This is a genomic window from Marinobacter sp. MBR-105 (genome assembly GCF_053628895.1).
The window spans coordinates 154,105-168,205 of the sequence record NZ_JBRJHG010000005.1 but is presented as its reverse complement, the minus strand read 5'-3'; the positions used below and the strand labels follow the sequence as shown (position 1 = coordinate 168,205).

Annotated in this window: 27 protein-coding genes; all 27 read left to right on the top strand. The window is 55.2% G+C overall.

Annotated features, from left to right (window positions below):
• Window positions 1-32: 32 nt before the first annotated feature.
• The 27 genes from ACSSVV_RS08115 to ACSSVV_RS07985 all read left to right on the top strand — a co-directional run bounded on the left by ACSSVV_RS08115 (window position 33) and on the right by ACSSVV_RS07985 (window position 13,982).
• The gene (locus ACSSVV_RS08115; protein ID WP_454105996.1) at window positions 33-1,040 is read left to right on the top strand and encodes a hypothetical protein; all 1,008 of its coding nucleotides are present in this window, start codon (window positions 33-35) and stop codon (window positions 1,038-1,040) included.
• Window positions 1,041-1,163: 123 nt separating this feature from the next.
• A complete protein-coding gene (locus ACSSVV_RS08110; protein WP_454105995.1) occupies window positions 1,164-1,511 on the top strand; it encodes a hypothetical protein in 348 nt (115 codons plus the stop codon).
• 72 nt (window positions 1,512-1,583) lie between these two features.
• Entirely contained in the window at window positions 1,584-1,787 is a 204-nt protein-coding gene (locus tag ACSSVV_RS08105) for a hypothetical protein (RefSeq protein WP_454105993.1), read from the top strand.
• A 184-nt stretch (window positions 1,788-1,971) separates the two neighbouring features.
• Window positions 1,972-2,211 carry a hypothetical protein gene (locus ACSSVV_RS08100; RefSeq protein WP_454105991.1) on the top strand — a complete coding sequence of 80 codons (240 nt, stop codon included), beginning with the start codon at window positions 1,972-1,974 and terminating at the stop codon, window positions 2,209-2,211.
• A 69-nt stretch (window positions 2,212-2,280) separates the two neighbouring features.
• Window positions 2,281-2,709, top strand: a complete 429-nt coding sequence (locus ACSSVV_RS08095; protein WP_454105990.1) for a hypothetical protein — start codon at window positions 2,281-2,283, stop codon at window positions 2,707-2,709.
• Between the two features lie 201 nt (window positions 2,710-2,910).
• Window positions 2,911-3,432, top strand: a complete 522-nt coding sequence (locus tag ACSSVV_RS08090; protein WP_454105988.1) for a hypothetical protein — start codon at window positions 2,911-2,913, stop codon at window positions 3,430-3,432.
• A 92-nt stretch (window positions 3,433-3,524) separates the two neighbouring features.
• A complete protein-coding gene (locus ACSSVV_RS08085; protein ID WP_454105987.1) occupies window positions 3,525-3,995 on the top strand; it encodes a hypothetical protein in 471 nt (156 codons plus the stop codon).
• Window positions 3,996-4,067: 72 nt separating this feature from the next.
• Window positions 4,068-4,790: a hypothetical protein gene (locus tag ACSSVV_RS08080; RefSeq protein WP_454105986.1), complete on the top strand. Its 723-nt coding sequence runs from the start codon at window positions 4,068-4,070 to the stop codon at window positions 4,788-4,790.
• Window positions 4,791-4,845: 55 nt separating this feature from the next.
• Complete coding sequence (locus ACSSVV_RS08075) at window positions 4,846-5,025, top strand: DUF7167 family protein (protein WP_454105984.1); 180 nt, start codon at window positions 4,846-4,848, stop codon at window positions 5,023-5,025.
• A gap of 114 nt (window positions 5,026-5,139) precedes the next feature.
• A complete protein-coding gene (locus ACSSVV_RS08070) occupies window positions 5,140-5,313 on the top strand; it encodes a hypothetical protein (protein ID WP_454105982.1) in 174 nt (57 codons plus the stop codon).
• A 20-nt stretch (window positions 5,314-5,333) separates the two neighbouring features.
• The gene (locus ACSSVV_RS08065) at window positions 5,334-5,684 is read left to right on the top strand and encodes a DUF5983 family protein (protein WP_454105981.1); all 351 of its coding nucleotides are present in this window, start codon (window positions 5,334-5,336) and stop codon (window positions 5,682-5,684) included.
• 230 nt (window positions 5,685-5,914) lie between these two features.
• On the top strand, window positions 5,915-6,148 hold the full coding sequence (locus tag ACSSVV_RS08060; protein ID WP_454105980.1) for a hypothetical protein: 234 nt from the start codon (window positions 5,915-5,917) through the stop codon (window positions 6,146-6,148).
• A gap of 67 nt (window positions 6,149-6,215) precedes the next feature.
• The gene (locus ACSSVV_RS08055; RefSeq protein WP_454105978.1) at window positions 6,216-6,485 is read left to right on the top strand and encodes a hypothetical protein; all 270 of its coding nucleotides are present in this window, start codon (window positions 6,216-6,218) and stop codon (window positions 6,483-6,485) included.
• Entirely contained in the window at window positions 6,482-6,718 is a 237-nt protein-coding gene (locus tag ACSSVV_RS08050; RefSeq protein ID WP_454105977.1) for a hypothetical protein, read from the top strand. Before ACSSVV_RS08055 ends, ACSSVV_RS08050 begins: the two co-directional genes overlap by 4 nt.
• 10 nt (window positions 6,719-6,728) lie before the next feature.
• Complete coding sequence (locus ACSSVV_RS08045) at window positions 6,729-7,589, top strand: class I SAM-dependent methyltransferase (protein ID WP_454105976.1); 861 nt, start codon at window positions 6,729-6,731, stop codon at window positions 7,587-7,589.
• A gap of 23 nt (window positions 7,590-7,612) precedes the next feature.
• Window positions 7,613-7,819, top strand: coding sequence for a hypothetical protein (locus tag ACSSVV_RS08040; RefSeq protein WP_454105975.1), 207 nt, complete (start codon window positions 7,613-7,615; stop codon window positions 7,817-7,819).
• The gene (locus ACSSVV_RS08035; RefSeq protein ID WP_454105973.1) at window positions 7,819-8,502 is read left to right on the top strand and encodes a hypothetical protein; all 684 of its coding nucleotides are present in this window, start codon (window positions 7,819-7,821) and stop codon (window positions 8,500-8,502) included. The genes ACSSVV_RS08040 and ACSSVV_RS08035 overlap by 1 nt, the downstream gene beginning before the upstream one ends.
• A 416-nt stretch (window positions 8,503-8,918) precedes the next feature.
• Entirely contained in the window at window positions 8,919-9,230 is a 312-nt protein-coding gene (locus ACSSVV_RS08030) for a type II toxin-antitoxin system TacA family antitoxin (protein WP_454105971.1), read from the top strand.
• Entirely contained in the window at window positions 9,202-9,750 is a 549-nt protein-coding gene (locus ACSSVV_RS08025) for a GNAT family N-acetyltransferase (RefSeq protein ID WP_454105969.1), read from the top strand. Before ACSSVV_RS08030 ends, ACSSVV_RS08025 begins: the two co-directional genes overlap by 29 nt.
• A 299-nt stretch (window positions 9,751-10,049) precedes the next feature.
• Window positions 10,050-11,060, top strand: coding sequence for a hypothetical protein (locus tag ACSSVV_RS08020; RefSeq protein WP_454105968.1), 1,011 nt, complete (start codon window positions 10,050-10,052; stop codon window positions 11,058-11,060).
• 15 nt (window positions 11,061-11,075) lie between these two features.
• A complete protein-coding gene (locus ACSSVV_RS08015; RefSeq protein ID WP_454105967.1) occupies window positions 11,076-11,648 on the top strand; it encodes a LemA family protein in 573 nt (190 codons plus the stop codon).
• A 25-nt stretch (window positions 11,649-11,673) separates the two neighbouring features.
• Window positions 11,674-11,832: a hypothetical protein gene (locus tag ACSSVV_RS08010; protein WP_454105965.1), complete on the top strand. Its 159-nt coding sequence runs from the start codon at window positions 11,674-11,676 to the stop codon at window positions 11,830-11,832.
• A 56-nt stretch (window positions 11,833-11,888) separates the two neighbouring features.
• Window positions 11,889-12,464, top strand: a complete 576-nt coding sequence (locus ACSSVV_RS08005; RefSeq protein ID WP_454105964.1) for a hypothetical protein — start codon at window positions 11,889-11,891, stop codon at window positions 12,462-12,464.
• Complete coding sequence (locus tag ACSSVV_RS08000; protein ID WP_454105963.1) at window positions 12,445-13,086, top strand: hypothetical protein; 642 nt, start codon at window positions 12,445-12,447, stop codon at window positions 13,084-13,086. Before ACSSVV_RS08005 ends, ACSSVV_RS08000 begins: the two co-directional genes overlap by 20 nt.
• A 24-nt stretch (window positions 13,087-13,110) precedes the next feature.
• Window positions 13,111-13,371 carry a hypothetical protein gene (locus ACSSVV_RS07995; protein WP_454105962.1) on the top strand — a complete coding sequence of 87 codons (261 nt, stop codon included), beginning with the start codon at window positions 13,111-13,113 and terminating at the stop codon, window positions 13,369-13,371.
• A 77-nt stretch (window positions 13,372-13,448) separates the two neighbouring features.
• Entirely contained in the window at window positions 13,449-13,718 is a 270-nt protein-coding gene (locus tag ACSSVV_RS07990; protein ID WP_454105961.1) for a hypothetical protein, read from the top strand.
• Between the two features lie 6 nt (window positions 13,719-13,724).
• Window positions 13,725-13,982, top strand: coding sequence for a hypothetical protein (locus ACSSVV_RS07985; RefSeq protein WP_454105960.1), 258 nt, complete (start codon window positions 13,725-13,727; stop codon window positions 13,980-13,982).
• Window positions 13,983-14,101: the final 119 nt, after the last annotated feature.

The following is a 14,101-nucleotide window of genomic DNA, read 5'->3' as shown; positions in this document are numbered from 1 at the left end:
CTTTCCGGTACCCACCGACTGAGGACACAGAAATGACCGAGCTCACATTGCACCTGCACGCCATCGAAACCAACAACCAGGGGGATGCCTCATTCTCCACTATTGCCATCGCACTCAATCGCGATCACATGGCGCATCTGGCACATCTATACCAGGCGGCCCGGATCCTGAAGGCAGACGTAGCCGTGCATCACCTGAATTGCGAAACCGAACATGGCGACCTGAAAGAGAACACCATTACCATCACGCCTTGCGGGGAGATCGAATGCGAGTTTGCCGACCCGGTACCGAGTGACTGGCCTATCCTGCTGACAAGTTCTGGCTACCTCACCATGGACGCGCTGGTGAAGGCGTACGCATGGGCCCAGCAACAGGACATGCCTTGCAGTGCCTTTATCCCGCGTGATTCTCGCACCATCTACCTGGTGGCGAACGAAGCCCTGATTGCCGATCCAGCTCTGGAGGCTGGCGCCATCGAATACCTGGGCGGCGAGGCTCCCGCGAGCTTCTATGTCGAGCTCGCCCACCATCAGATTGAACAGACATTCGTTTCCCATGCCGCCCGGGACGCCAGCTATAACAACGCAGGTCCACTGTGGCCCAATGCCAATGATGCCCGCGTTCTTGACGAAATGATCGAACGGGTTAGCGGGGCCAGTGCTAACGCCATGGAGCCCGTCACTACGAAGAATGAGGAATCCACTCTGCGGAACTACCGTGTTGGCATCACCCGCACGGCCTACAGCTCAGAGAAATTTGTGGAGGTTGTGGCCACCTGTGCGGAAGAAGCTGAAGAACAAGCCTTGAGGCTGGCGGAGGATATGGAGTTCAGCACAACGACATCCGAACTTGACGCCGAATGCGTGGAGGTGGGCACCGTCGAGCAAGGCAAAAATCTGATCTGGCGCGACCCGGACACCGAGCAAGAATCTATCGTGACCTTCGAGGCTGTATCGGGTGACGTTGTGCGCTGCTCGAAAGCACCAGGCGATGCCCTGGAGGTCTACAGTCGTGAACTATCACCCTGTTATGGCGCATAATTGCCCATGAACTACAGAACTTGGATTGACAGGTACTTTCGCATGAAACACGCGCTAACTGCCCTACTCCTGATCTGTCTACCGCACGCAACATTAGCGGATACGAATGGAGCCAATGGACTTGTGAATCTGGACATGAAACCGGTTGCCGCCGATCAGATGTGCGGCAGCATTCACATTAAGCAGATCGTCAAAATGGTTCTATCCCGGAACAAACAAGAGCGCGACGAGGCGGCCAACCAGGTTAAAGATTGCGAGGTCTTGCCACGCCATATGGCATGGGACGTCGTAGCGTTGCGTAAAGGGTGGGCGGAGCTGGAGCCCCAGCTGGAGAAACTATCCCAACCTCAACAAGCGAATGAAAGCGACAACGAGGCGGCCGCCAGGCAACGCTACAGAACCACACTGGAGAACCTGTACTTGCAGAGGGCCAAGGACAAAATACTAAGCTGGCAGGAAAAAAGCGAATAGAGAGCTCGCTGGCGGATAGCAGATTCCTTCTTCCGGACTATCCGCCAGCCCCTAGACTGAATGGAGGCTTCCATGAAAACCCGCGTCAGACAAACCTACCAGGTGGGCGAGCGCGTCATTACCCCGCTGGGTACCGGCGAAATCCTCTCCTGCAAAACACTGGACAAGCCAGAAGGACAAATCCGCTGCCGTGTCCGGCATGAGGATTACCACGATCATGAAGGGGACACCTTCGAGATTGATGTTGAGCAGCTTCGACACGCCCCAGGCATCTAACCCGGGGCTATCCAATTAATCAGTTGCACATCGTCATGGTACCGATCGTGTTGCAGTACCGATAATCCCGGGGCAGGACGGGAGACCATCTTTACAGATAGGGCTTTATGACCTATACTGGCATTGTGAATTGAGCTGGCCACCGCCAGCGATACCGGCAACCGCCACCAGTGGAGCAACAACCATGACGAATTTCACTCCAAAGTACCCCAAGAGCAAATTGGCCCTGCGCAGAATCCGCGCCAAGATCTTTGACTACCCGGAACACCTCGAAGCCAAAGCCAGCCGTGTACTGCATTATCTGAAAGCCCGTCACCTGCGTGACCGGCGCGCCGAACGCCTGGCACAACCAACCGGCCGTTTCAGTGGCCTAACCCGGGCGGAACTGGCCGCCACCGGCACCTGCGAAACAGACTGGTTCTGACGCACACAGTTATTGAACGGCTGGCAACCGCCAGCCCTATAAGGCAACCGCCACCCGAGGACAACTCACATGAAAAAAGCACAGCCCACACCACTGTCCACCGATAAGTGCCTTGGCCGCCGCCTTCTTGCCAGCACTGAAGGGCACGCGATTGACCCTTGGTATTTCATTTCCGGCAAGGACGACGCTTCCTTCAAGGCTTTCATTGCACCTCACTTTACCCACACCTGGCGCGTCCCACTGCAATTTCCCAGCCCCGACGCAGCCCTAACGGCCTTCCGTAACCCATCTTTCGTCGCTGCCATCCTCTGGCGCATGACCGAAGAATGGCTGGGGGATGACGCTGCCTTTGAACTGGTGGAGCACATCAAACTGCCAGAGGACGTTCAGGCCCAGATCGACGACGCCGATCTGACCACAAGCCAGTTTGCGGCTCTAATGATGGCCACCTTCCAGTGTGAGTTCATGCCCATCGAGCGCAGCTGGACAACCCACTGAGACGAAGCCTGTGGCTGAGTCGATGCTGAACGGTCAGGCTCTGCCTGGCCGTGAAGAAAGGCCGGAGGCCGCTGCAAGGGCCAAAGGCCCGCACGACTCCCCTCGAGGCGCTGGCCGGTACCGCCAGCCCAGTTCGCACCACCAATACCAATACACCCTCCCCCTTCCAAGCAAAAAGGGGTTTACGCTGGAGCTTGAATCATGAACACAGCACAGAATCTTCCCACTGAGGTTGAACTGACCATGGCGTTTTGTCGGGACAAGTACGGTACAGAGTTCTTTACCTCCGGAGGATGCGGTGTCTTTGCCGCACTGCTGGCGGATGTAGCACTGGCCATCGGACACGGCCCGGGCACCTTTTGGCTCATCATGCGGGAATCCGAGGATGGCCGCGAACAATGGCTGAGTCACATTTGCTATGAGCACCCCGCCGATGGTGGCCTGTACGACATTCACGGTGGGCCCAGAGCCGATGAACACTGGATGGACAAGGTTAGCGAGGAAGCCCGTGCCGAGGACGAACCAACCCCCGAGTTCTTTGACCTGTGCCATGAGTCCGCCAGCACATCCGAAGGCATCTATCAGCAACTGATTGAGCTGACCAAGGAATACTGCCTGAATACCAAAGTTTCCTGGGTAGCCGCGCATTACCCGGCCCTGCGTGATGCCCTGTTATCAGCGGTGCGACAAGTGCCTTCCGACAGCAATACAAAGGCCGCTTGACCAAGTAGGGCGCATAGCCCTATCATAGGCCCCTAAATTGAGCTGGCCACCGCCAGCGATACCAAGGCAACCGCCAACGCGAGGAAACCGAAATGAGCAAGACGATCACGCTATCCCTCTCTGAAAACCAGCTGGCTGCACTAATGAGTATGGCCGAACACGGCATTGACGATCGGAGCACCTACATCGGTGAGTGCCGGGAGGCAGATGGATTCAGCACCGAGGACATTGAGGCGATCAACAACGAGATTAAGCTCGCCCAGGCAACACTTGCAGAGGCAAAGGAACGATTGCTCGCTGCGAGCAACGAGGCCGGCCAATCGTCACCTGAGCGAATGTCCATTGGATTCCTGATCACACTGGACGTAGAGCCCAACGATTACAGCTTTAATCAGCATGACCCGAGGGAAATGACGGCAGCCGAGGTCGAGGAAGCCCTGAGCCAAAGTCTGCACCATATCATTGGGGAGTACGGTATTAACGAGGGTTGCCTTGCTGACACATCCCCGATGGCTATTGAAGCCTATGAAATCCGGCACACGCTGCTGGTAAATCCGGCGTAATCGCAAACAACACCGAGAACTGCGGGCCAGGCCCGCAGCCACCTGGTACGCACCACCCGAGGACAACACGACATGAGCCACTATTACACCAAAGCTCACCTGACCATCGAATGTGACACCGAGCGGGCCCGATATGCAGCTGCTGCACTGGATTTCATTGAAACCGAATGCCCGAACTGGCTCATCGCGCCCACACTGACTGGCACCAAAGCCCACGAAAGTACGCGAGATTGGCCGGAGTTTCAGCAAGCACTGATGGTCGCGGCTGCTGCTGACATTTTTGAGGAAGAGAGGGACGGCTTTTCTTTCGAGTGGAAAGTTAAGGACACAGGCATTGCCCTCTGGGGTGATGATGTTGAAGACGACCTGTTTACGACTGCACACCTTATTCTGAAGGCGCTGGACAGTGACCAGGTGATCACGTGTGGTGTCGCATACACCTGCGATGAACCGCACGACAATGCCTATGGCGGCAATTACATGATGATTGGCAAGCACGGCTGGAAGCCCATGATTGACGGTCACGACCAAACCGCTACTGAAGTCGAAGTTGGCAATAACCACTGGTATTGGCTCATCACCTATCAGCCCGAGGCAGCCGAACACCCCAACAGTTTCATCATGATTGCTCATGACAAGCTGACCAAGGACGAGGCGCTCAACAAGACCATCGCGCAGCTGTCCGGTAAATCGCTGCCCGAGGGCATGGTACCGGGAGACTTCCAGGCACAGAACATTAGCGGCCAGGCTTACTGGCAGATTTCTGCTCAGATTCCTCAGCATCATCTTCAATAGCCAGCACCGGCCTTCGGGCCGGATTACTTCCGGATAGATCAAAGGAGACCATCTCATGAGCGATGTTGTACGCATTGAATACTTCATTGAAACATCCAAGATCAATTCGACCTGCAAGGACGTGGTGGAGATTGATCGCGCCACCTGGGAAGCCATGACGCCCGACCAGCGGGACGAGGAAATCAAAGAGTACGCATTCAACGACCTGTCCTGGGGGTACAAAGAAATCGAATAACAATCTGATCTGGCGGTTGCCAAGCAGGTCTATATGCCCTACTATTGACGCATTAATTGAGCTGGCCACCGCCAGCGATACCGGCAACCGCCAAACCGAAGATAGGGCTTTCTCATGCATCTCTTTTTGCTGCTTTTGAACCTGACCACTGTTATCTCAATTACCCTTTGCGGCTTTTTGATTCCAGACGAACCCGAGATTGCCCAAGCCCTCGCCCTGGTTGCCCTGTTCTCTTTCATCACCCACCGACTGGCGATCTCCCTGATTGTCAGACACCTCAAAGGCTAATCCAGCAGGAGACTCACCCCATGAACAAGATCACCACACCCGGCACTCTGAACGAACTGATCCAGACGGACGACCAGTACAAGGCCATTGGCGTATCCACCGCTCACATCATGCAGGAAGACGCCGAACGACTCAGTGCGCTGGCTGAAACGGGGCACTCTCTGATTGCGGCGCGGCCAAGCGGCGCCTTCGTCAAGCTGCACGCGGACGACCCAAAGATTTCGGAACCCCGGCCTTTGGAGCACACCTATCAGGGCTTTTCTGATGCGTTCTACAGTGTCCTGCGCATGGCCAAAGCAGCCGGGTATCGGCTGATTGAGTTCGATGAAGATGCGACGATCTATGACGGCATTGTGACATTCGACTGGTAGAAACACGGGGCCGGGTATCCGGCCTTATTGCACCCCCATTGAACACCAGAGGACGGCCACATCATGTCTAAGCCCGCCATGAGCAAGAAAAGGCCCTACCTGCGGCCTTTTGTCATTTCCACCCGATGATTATCCTTGCATTATAGGGCGATACGCCCTATACTTGCCTTATGAACTGAGCTGGCAACCGCCAGCGATAACAAGGCAACCGCCAACGCGAGGAAACCATTATGACCATGAACACCGACATTCAAGCCGCATCCATTGGCGTCAACATGGACACACTTGAAGCCATCCAGAGCGAATTCGACGTGTATACCCGCTTGTGCGGCGATCAGGAAGTCATTGTTGATGCGACGACCATGGACATCGACAGCCCGGAAATGGGCCGCCTGTCGGAGCTGCTGGGCGAACCGGCGACCAGTCTGGCCGATCACTACCTGATCATCTATCTGGGCCACTAACACCCACTGGGAAGCCTGCGTGCTGGCTCTGACCAGCGCGCGGCAACCACGACTCGAGGGAATTATTGTGAGCCCAAATCTGAACCCCTTTATCAAGCACCGCATCGAGACCTCCGACGAAGCCATGAGCTACATCGACAATCTCGCGGCGTTCAATCTGCTCTACCACTTTGAAGACCCGGCCGCCGATTGCCTAAGCGGCGCCAATCTCACAACAGAGCAGCTGGAGACCATTCAGCACAACGCAGACCAGATCATGGCAGTGGACTGGACAGATAGCGCCTACATCGGGCCGTTTGACTACATGATTTCGACGTACAAGGAGCTCTCCCAATGAGCAACAAGCAAACCATCACCCTCACGCTGGATGCTGAGCTCGTGGCAGGCCTTAACGCCATGGTCGAGCTGGGCTGCGCTGATCGCCGTGACTTCCTCAACCGGTACGCGGCAGAGAACGAGTACACCGACGAGCAGATCGCTCAGGGCCACTACGAGGCAGATTGCGCCGAGCAGGCCATCATCCAGATTAACGACGCCTTAGCGGCGGCTGACAACGAGCTGGCGGACTAAGGGGAAGGCCATGAAACGCGACACATCACTGAACCAATACTTCACTCCAACCTGGGCCGCCGAGCTTCTGGTACAGAAGTTCTTTCCAGAGCTTGACCGCCACAGCCGGGTAATTGAACCCTCCTGCGGAGATGGCCGCTTTCTGATGGCCCTGCCCCGGGAAGTAGAGGCCATTGGCGTAGACATCGACCCCACGCTGGCTGACGAAGCCCGCCGCAATTCCGGTCGCGACATTCTGACCGGCGACTTCTGCACCATCGACCTTCCGTTCCGGCCCACCGCGATCATTGGCAATCCTCCCTTTGAATCCAAGGTTATTCACGGATTCCTGGAGCGCGGGTACGAAGAAATGGATTACGGCGGAAAGATCGGCTTCATCCTGCCGGTGTACTTCTTCCAGACCGCCAGCAGCGTAGTAAGCCTGTCCGAGCGATTCTCGCTGAACCAGGTATTGCTGCCTCGCAACATGTTCGAGCAGATGCAGAAGCCCCTGATGTTCGCGACCTTCACCAAAGAACGCACTCGCAGCATGGTAGGATTCTTTCTGTACGAAGAAACCCACGCCGTCAACCAACTGGCCAAGCGGTACCGACTTCTGTTCATCGGCAATCAGAGCCGGGCCAGCCTGTGGGGCGAAGTGGTGGAACAGGCGTTGCTTGACCTCGGCGGCGAAGCAGATTTGAAAGACATTTACCGGGTAATTGAGGGCAACCGACCCTACACCGGTAACGAATTCTGGAAGCACCAGATTCGGAAGATTGTCCAGAAGACCTGCATCCGAACCGGCCCCGGGCGCTGGCGGTTAATGACCTATGATGACCTGGCTGGCACTGGCCACCAGAATGACTTGTTTGCTCGGGCTGCGGCCTGAGCACTCCAGGTGGAGCAACGTAGATGCGCAAACTGAAAGCGAACCAGAAACACTCATGCGATTTCTGCCGGGCGGCCGGGGTTAAAGCCCCGGCCATCTGGCGATCGGAAGGCTTTTACGAACACGCCTGTGAAGCCCACAAGCCTGAAATTGAGGCAATCGAGAATAAGCGAGCGCAACGGGAAGGGCGAATGACGGAGGCCGACCATCAGACCTGGGGGCGACTGTAATGGCCTGCCCCTGCGGGAGTCATACGCTCAAGCACCGCAATTCTGTCTATACGGATGCCGGTACCCGTTATGAGCTCACCTACCGCGAGTGCGACCGATGTGGGCGCCAGGGTTACGAAAGACTCATCCAGAACACAACGCCCATCTGCGAAGGCCCGACTGCCCGCCAGCGATACGCACTCATTCAGGAGGGGCCCATCGGGCCCTGGCTGGACAAGGTACCGCAGTCTATTTACCGCCCTTACAAACTGTGGCGATCACCGGATGGGCGAGCAATTCATGTTTGCCTGATCAAGCTCGACGGAGAATCGGCTGCTATTTGCCCCGAGTTCAAGCTTCTGATCACGGCCGAGGATTACCTGGAGGCCTCCCTTTCGCTGGCGGGCAAGCTGCTGGATGTCCTTGGCCTGCCGCCGCAGAGCCGGTTCACAGCGACCGACAGCCTACCGTTTGAGCTGACCTGGGGCAGCGCGCCTGTCTTTTCACTGAAGCGCCCCGCTCGTCCGGCCACCAGAAACCCCATCTCCACCCCCCCTGTACCGGAACCGGCACCGACCGTTTCGGACTCCACCGTCTCACTTGGCCAGGCGCCCGTGCAGTCCGTCGAGGTTCCAGCACCCCCAATTCAACCAGCCGCCAGCGAAGATACCCCGGAGCCCGGACAGCTCGACCTATTTGGCTAACTACGGAGACGAAGCCTTTGGCTGAGTCGATGCTGAACGGTCAGGCTCCGCCTGGCCGTGAAGGAAGGCCGAAGGCCGCCGCAAGGGCCAAAGGCCCGCACGACTCCCCGTGGAACGTTGGCTGTGCCACCCAATCACCACCCTCCCCCACTCGCTCGTCATCCACCCTTTCCTAAGCAGCTTTTTTGTATGAACTTCCATAATGGTGCCAATTTGGCACCAAATATTGACACAAAATGGATGTGGTGCCAAAATGGCACTATGGATAGGGTGTGTTTTAAGTCCAATGTTTTAGATCGAAGAATCAAGATGAGGTCAGCGCCGTACTGCGGAAAATTCTGACCATCCAATGTTTCCTCACAAACGGAGAGGGTGTCTGGATTCCTATCCATATCAATCCAGCCCCACAGGAGATTATGAAGACGAACTCAATCAAAACCGCGAAAGACCCTCGACTGGTCGTCAGACCCGACGAGGAAACTCAACAACTTATTGCGCGCGCCGCAGAGTTGTCAGGGCGCAGCGTGAACCAGTTTATGGTGTACGCTGCCACGAAGGAGGCCCTTGAGGTAGAGCAGCAAGCAACGCGGATTGCGGTCAGCCATAAGGCTGCCGACCGTATGTTGGACTTGCTGGATAACCCAAAGCCCCTGAGCCCTGCACTCCGTGAAGCTGCGCTTCAACACAGGACTCTAGCTAATGGCTTTACGAATCGAAGAACTGGATAAATCTCACAATCGTCGCACGTTTGATTGCGGCGATGCTGATCTAAACTTTTTTCTGAAGAACGTTGCTCGTCAGAAGAACGATAAGCAGGTCGCCCGCACATACGTTCTCATCAACGATGAGAACGACCCTACCGAAATTCTGGGCTTTTTTACCGTCATTCCCAGCACCATAGAGTTTCCGGATGATCACCGTATCAGGAAACGTGTTGGGGATAGTCCGCCCGCCCCCCGATTAGCGAGACTCGGCGTTCAGAAGGCTGAACAAGGCCGAGGGCTCGGAAAATTCCTTGTCATAGAAGCGTTCCGGAAAGTCGTCGATGCGTGCCTCGCCATTGGAGGCATTGGATGTGCAGTTGACGCAAAGAATACGGACGTTAAGCGCTTCTATGAGAAGCTTGGCTTTGAAGTGATTAACCAGAGATCAAGCGGCGAACTGTCGCTCTGGCTGCCACTGGCGCAGTGCGTTGACGTGGTCAACCTGGTCGATCAAGCACAGATTGACGACGAAGCCGCCGAATAGTGATCCGTGAGGGGGCCTTGCCAGACAGCAGGGCCTACCTTTCATACCTGCCGCCCTCACCCAAAATCTGCCCGCCCCAATTCAATATCACCAATCCAGCCCTAGTGAAAAAATCATGGACAATGCCTCGTTATGTGAATTACAGTGTATACCATGTGATAACCTGAAATAGTGGCAACAATTGCCGCCAAGCAAAGACAAGCAAGGGTGCCGAGCGCATGAGTTACAACTCGGATTTGAAAAAACGTATTGAAATTTGGACGGCGGCAGCATCAGCAGCAACGACCAAGGATGAGGTTTTGGAAGTCACACAATCCATGGTGGATTATGGGAAACCCATCAAATTCAAGCTTTGGTGGGCTTACACGCTCATGTGGGCTTTTGCGGGAATGGGCGCTCTAACGATGTACCAATGGCTGAGCGGGAATACCCGGTACGCCAGCCGAGCGTATGAGTGGGCTGAAATGCTGGGAGTAAGCCCTCGCCTGATCATTGAGGCGCAACCTTTTTTCCTGATTGCGCTGGCCATCATGTACCTGGCGATCATCCTCTTTCATAACAAGCGTATCCGGGTGCTCTGCAATACGCTCATGGACCGGGCCACGCTGGCCGAATACGGTCTGGAGCGCACAGACAAAGCCGAAGTGGATAACCTACGACCATCCTTTGGTGAAATGAAACGGGGCAACTACGAAAGGGGCATTTACGACTGCCTGCATGGCAAGTACCAGGGCAAGAATACTTCATTCGAGTACCGCCCCTACCGCCTTCACTATGTCGACCGAATTGAGAAGCAGGAATACGACAGCTCCCGCAAGGAATGGGTCACCAAGGTTGAATACAAGCACTATGACCGCAGCGGCATCGTGCTCGACTTCCCCTATGCGAAGGGCGTTCACATTTGTCGAAGCTTCGAGAAAACGCTCTATGGGGCGCCATACAAACCCGCCTTCATCGAGTTCAATAAGCTTTTCCATTGTCGCGGCGAAGACGCCATGGTTCTGTCCCGGTTCCTGAAGCCGGCCGTTGAGGAAACTCTGGTTCAAGCCGCCAGCAAAATTCCTGGACTGGCACTGGAGATTAACAAAGATGGAAAGCTATGCCTGGCCGCCAGCAAACATCACGTAGTGAACTCATACGTCGATGTTTTGGATGACAAAGAAGTGTCCCCTATGGTCAACCCCAAGGGGTTCCATGAACTGATCAAGAAAGGCCACCGCATGGTCACCCTTGACCGAATGCTGGAATTGGTTGACACCTTGGTGCGTTACAGCGACTCAAATTTCTCTCGTAAAACGGTAAACAGCTAAATCAGGAGCCCTACCATGGAAGTTTCCACCATCATTGCCATTGCTGTGGTTGCGATCATCGTGTTCACGATCATCAGTATCTACAACGGCATCATCAACCGTAAGAATGCCGTCAAGCGCGCCTGGGCTACCGTTCTGACACAGGAACGCCAGAAGAACAAAATCATCCCGGAACTGGAAAAAGCCGTTGAGAAGTACACGACCTTCGAGGAAGGCCTGCAGTCCAAGATCACGGAGCTTAGGTCTGCCGTTAACGAGCTATCCATGGACCAGCCAAACCCCGGGGAGCTTAAAAAGATCGAAGCCTTGTCCGAGAAAGTCATGCACGGCATCAAAGTCACCATGGAAGCCTACCCTGACCTGAAAGCCTCTGAGCTGTTCAGCAACCTCATGCAAGAGGTGACTGAGCAGCAGGAGCACATTGGCGCCGCCATTCGGATCTTCAATTACAACGTGGAAGCGTTCAATAACGGGATTCAGAACTTCCCGAATAACATGGTGAATAGCGTTCTGAACAAAGAAAAAGAGATCGATACCTTCACCGACTCAGAGGCCAGCAAAGGCTTTGAGTACACCCCCAACCTGTAACCGGCCGCCGGCCCGGAGGATTGTGATGGACGACTTTGAACAGTGGTATGACATGCTGCTCGATCTGGCGAGCATGCACGGGGAGAGCGTTAGCGACGTAGATGCCTGGCGGGAGGATTTTGACGCGGGCAAGTCACCGGAAGCCGCGTTTTACGATGAGTATCCGGAGCACGAAGACGCCTGAGCGATAGAAATAAGCCCCGACACCGGTAATAGAGCCAACGGAATTGGAGAGAGACAATGACTGACCTCAAGCCGATCACCCATAGAGACTTCTCTCATCCCTGGGCAGGCTTTGATATGGGCAACCTGCTTGCCGTTTTTGGCGTCAATGTAATGGTCGCCCTTGTGATGGCGGTAACTCACTATCTGGGCTCTCCTAAGGAATTTTCTTCGTTTGTGATTGCCCATATTGTGACAACCATCCTCACATTTACGTGGCTGGCTGGACTGACCGCCCGGGATGCCCGGAGAGCAAGTTACCGCAAGTATTTGCAGAAACAGACGATCTCTGCTCTGGAAACCGCACAAGAATGGCCCGAGCTTTTGACCGGCGAAAGCCTGCAACTGATCGGGGAAGCGATTGAGGAAAAGAAAGCAGCCAAGACTTTAGAACGAAAGATCGCCTCTGCCCGGAGAGCGGCACGTCGTCAGCGCTCACGGCCGTCCCACTCTCAGCAGGAATCTTCGGACTATGGAATGAGCTCCGCCGCTTTTTTGGCATCGTCCGTTGGTGAAGGATCAAGCTCAAGCTCCTATTGTGACGGCGGTAGCTCAAGCTCCTGCGGAGGGGGTGATGGTGGTGGCGGATTCTGAACCGGAGGCAACCATGAACACTGGATATTCGCTATCCGAAGATTACGATCGTTTGTATCAGTTGGTCTGCGACGGCCACCGAATTGCCGGCTGGGTCGATAACCAGAACATGAGGGACGAGAACGACCAACCCTTGCGCGATATCTGCGAAGTCCGGCGCTACGAGGAATACTATATCCAGCTCAGCGTCCGGGGCATGAGCTATGGTGGCGTATGGCCGTACATGATGAACAGTGGGTCAGAACGGGAGATATTTCGGAAAGCTTGCCAATTTTGTCGACTTCAATTCATCGACATACCTTGCACGAAAGAAGGTGTCACCAGCCCCGGGCTTGAAGACGCCAACCCGTGGCCGGCATATGAAACCGCCGCCCGTGTGCAACTTGCTTTGAGTGAGGAATGGCAACTGATCTCCGTAGCGCCAGGCATCCCTGTTGGATATGACACTGTGGTTGAGCATTTGGATGACAGCAACCTCACCGATGAATCGCGATGGCAACAAATTCGCCACTTTGAACCGACGATCGCCTGGTTGCCGGCCGGCACGTTCATGGTGACCATGCGCAAAGAATCCGAAGATTCCTCTGAACTGAAAACAGGATTCATCCAAACCCAGTCGTAATGGATACCCTCACAAGGTTACTCTATGCCCAGACTACTTGCGGAAACCCCGGATGAAATTGGCGGGGAACAAGCGATCAGCTCGTTGCCCCCGGGGTACCAAGGACACTGTGCGATTGTCATGAACGCCAACGGTAAGGTAATTGCTGTATTGCCCAACGCCGAAGAGGCAGCCCGAGTTGCCCGGTATGCCATTCGGCCCGAGGGCGGCTATGGCTCGGTCGAAATCATCGCAGCACCTGAGCAATCGTTAACGCACGAAAGCTTCCAGGACTGGTTCAGTTAAGTTCAAAGCCTGAATTTAGCCCGGAGCAATCCGTCGGAAGCCACCCACCCTTCTACGAACGAACGGAGAAACCAAAAATGACCCGACCTGTAGACAGCACCACAAGCCATGGCTGGAAGGATAATAGCCAGCCTGATCAAGCACGAATCGCAGCAGCTGAGAAGCGTGTTCACGGTTTTCTGAACTATGGCGGAATTCATCTTGAACACACGCCGGCACCAGGTATTTTGACGCTTGAGTATCAGCAAGGCGACCTGAAGGACGAAATCGGCAATATGCGAGGCATGGCTGACGCATTGAATGAACTGGCCGATGCGCTGGAAGGTGTGCCCCGGAAAGGAAATTAAGCAGTAATGCCCACCATCATGCAGCCCAGTGATCACTTGGTTCAGGAACTCACGTCCATTACTGATGCTAAGGCGACAGCGATAGAGCAGCGGTTTTCCGACTATTGTTCGGTTAAGGCGGAGTTCGACAGTTTGCCTGGTGGCATCTGGGCTGCTCGCATTGAGTATCACTGCCACCAGAGGACCTGGTTTGAAGTTTACGAGCACCGCAGGCCAAGTGGTGAGCCGGCCCGCTGGGTGTGCACTCGACACATGGACGACTGAACCTGACATCGAAACGCCAGGCAATCCTAGAGCCCTAACCCTCCCGGGCAAAGTCTCCCAAAAGACTACTGTATTCTATATGTCTCCCCGTAGACAGCGCGAGCATAAAGGTCTAAAAT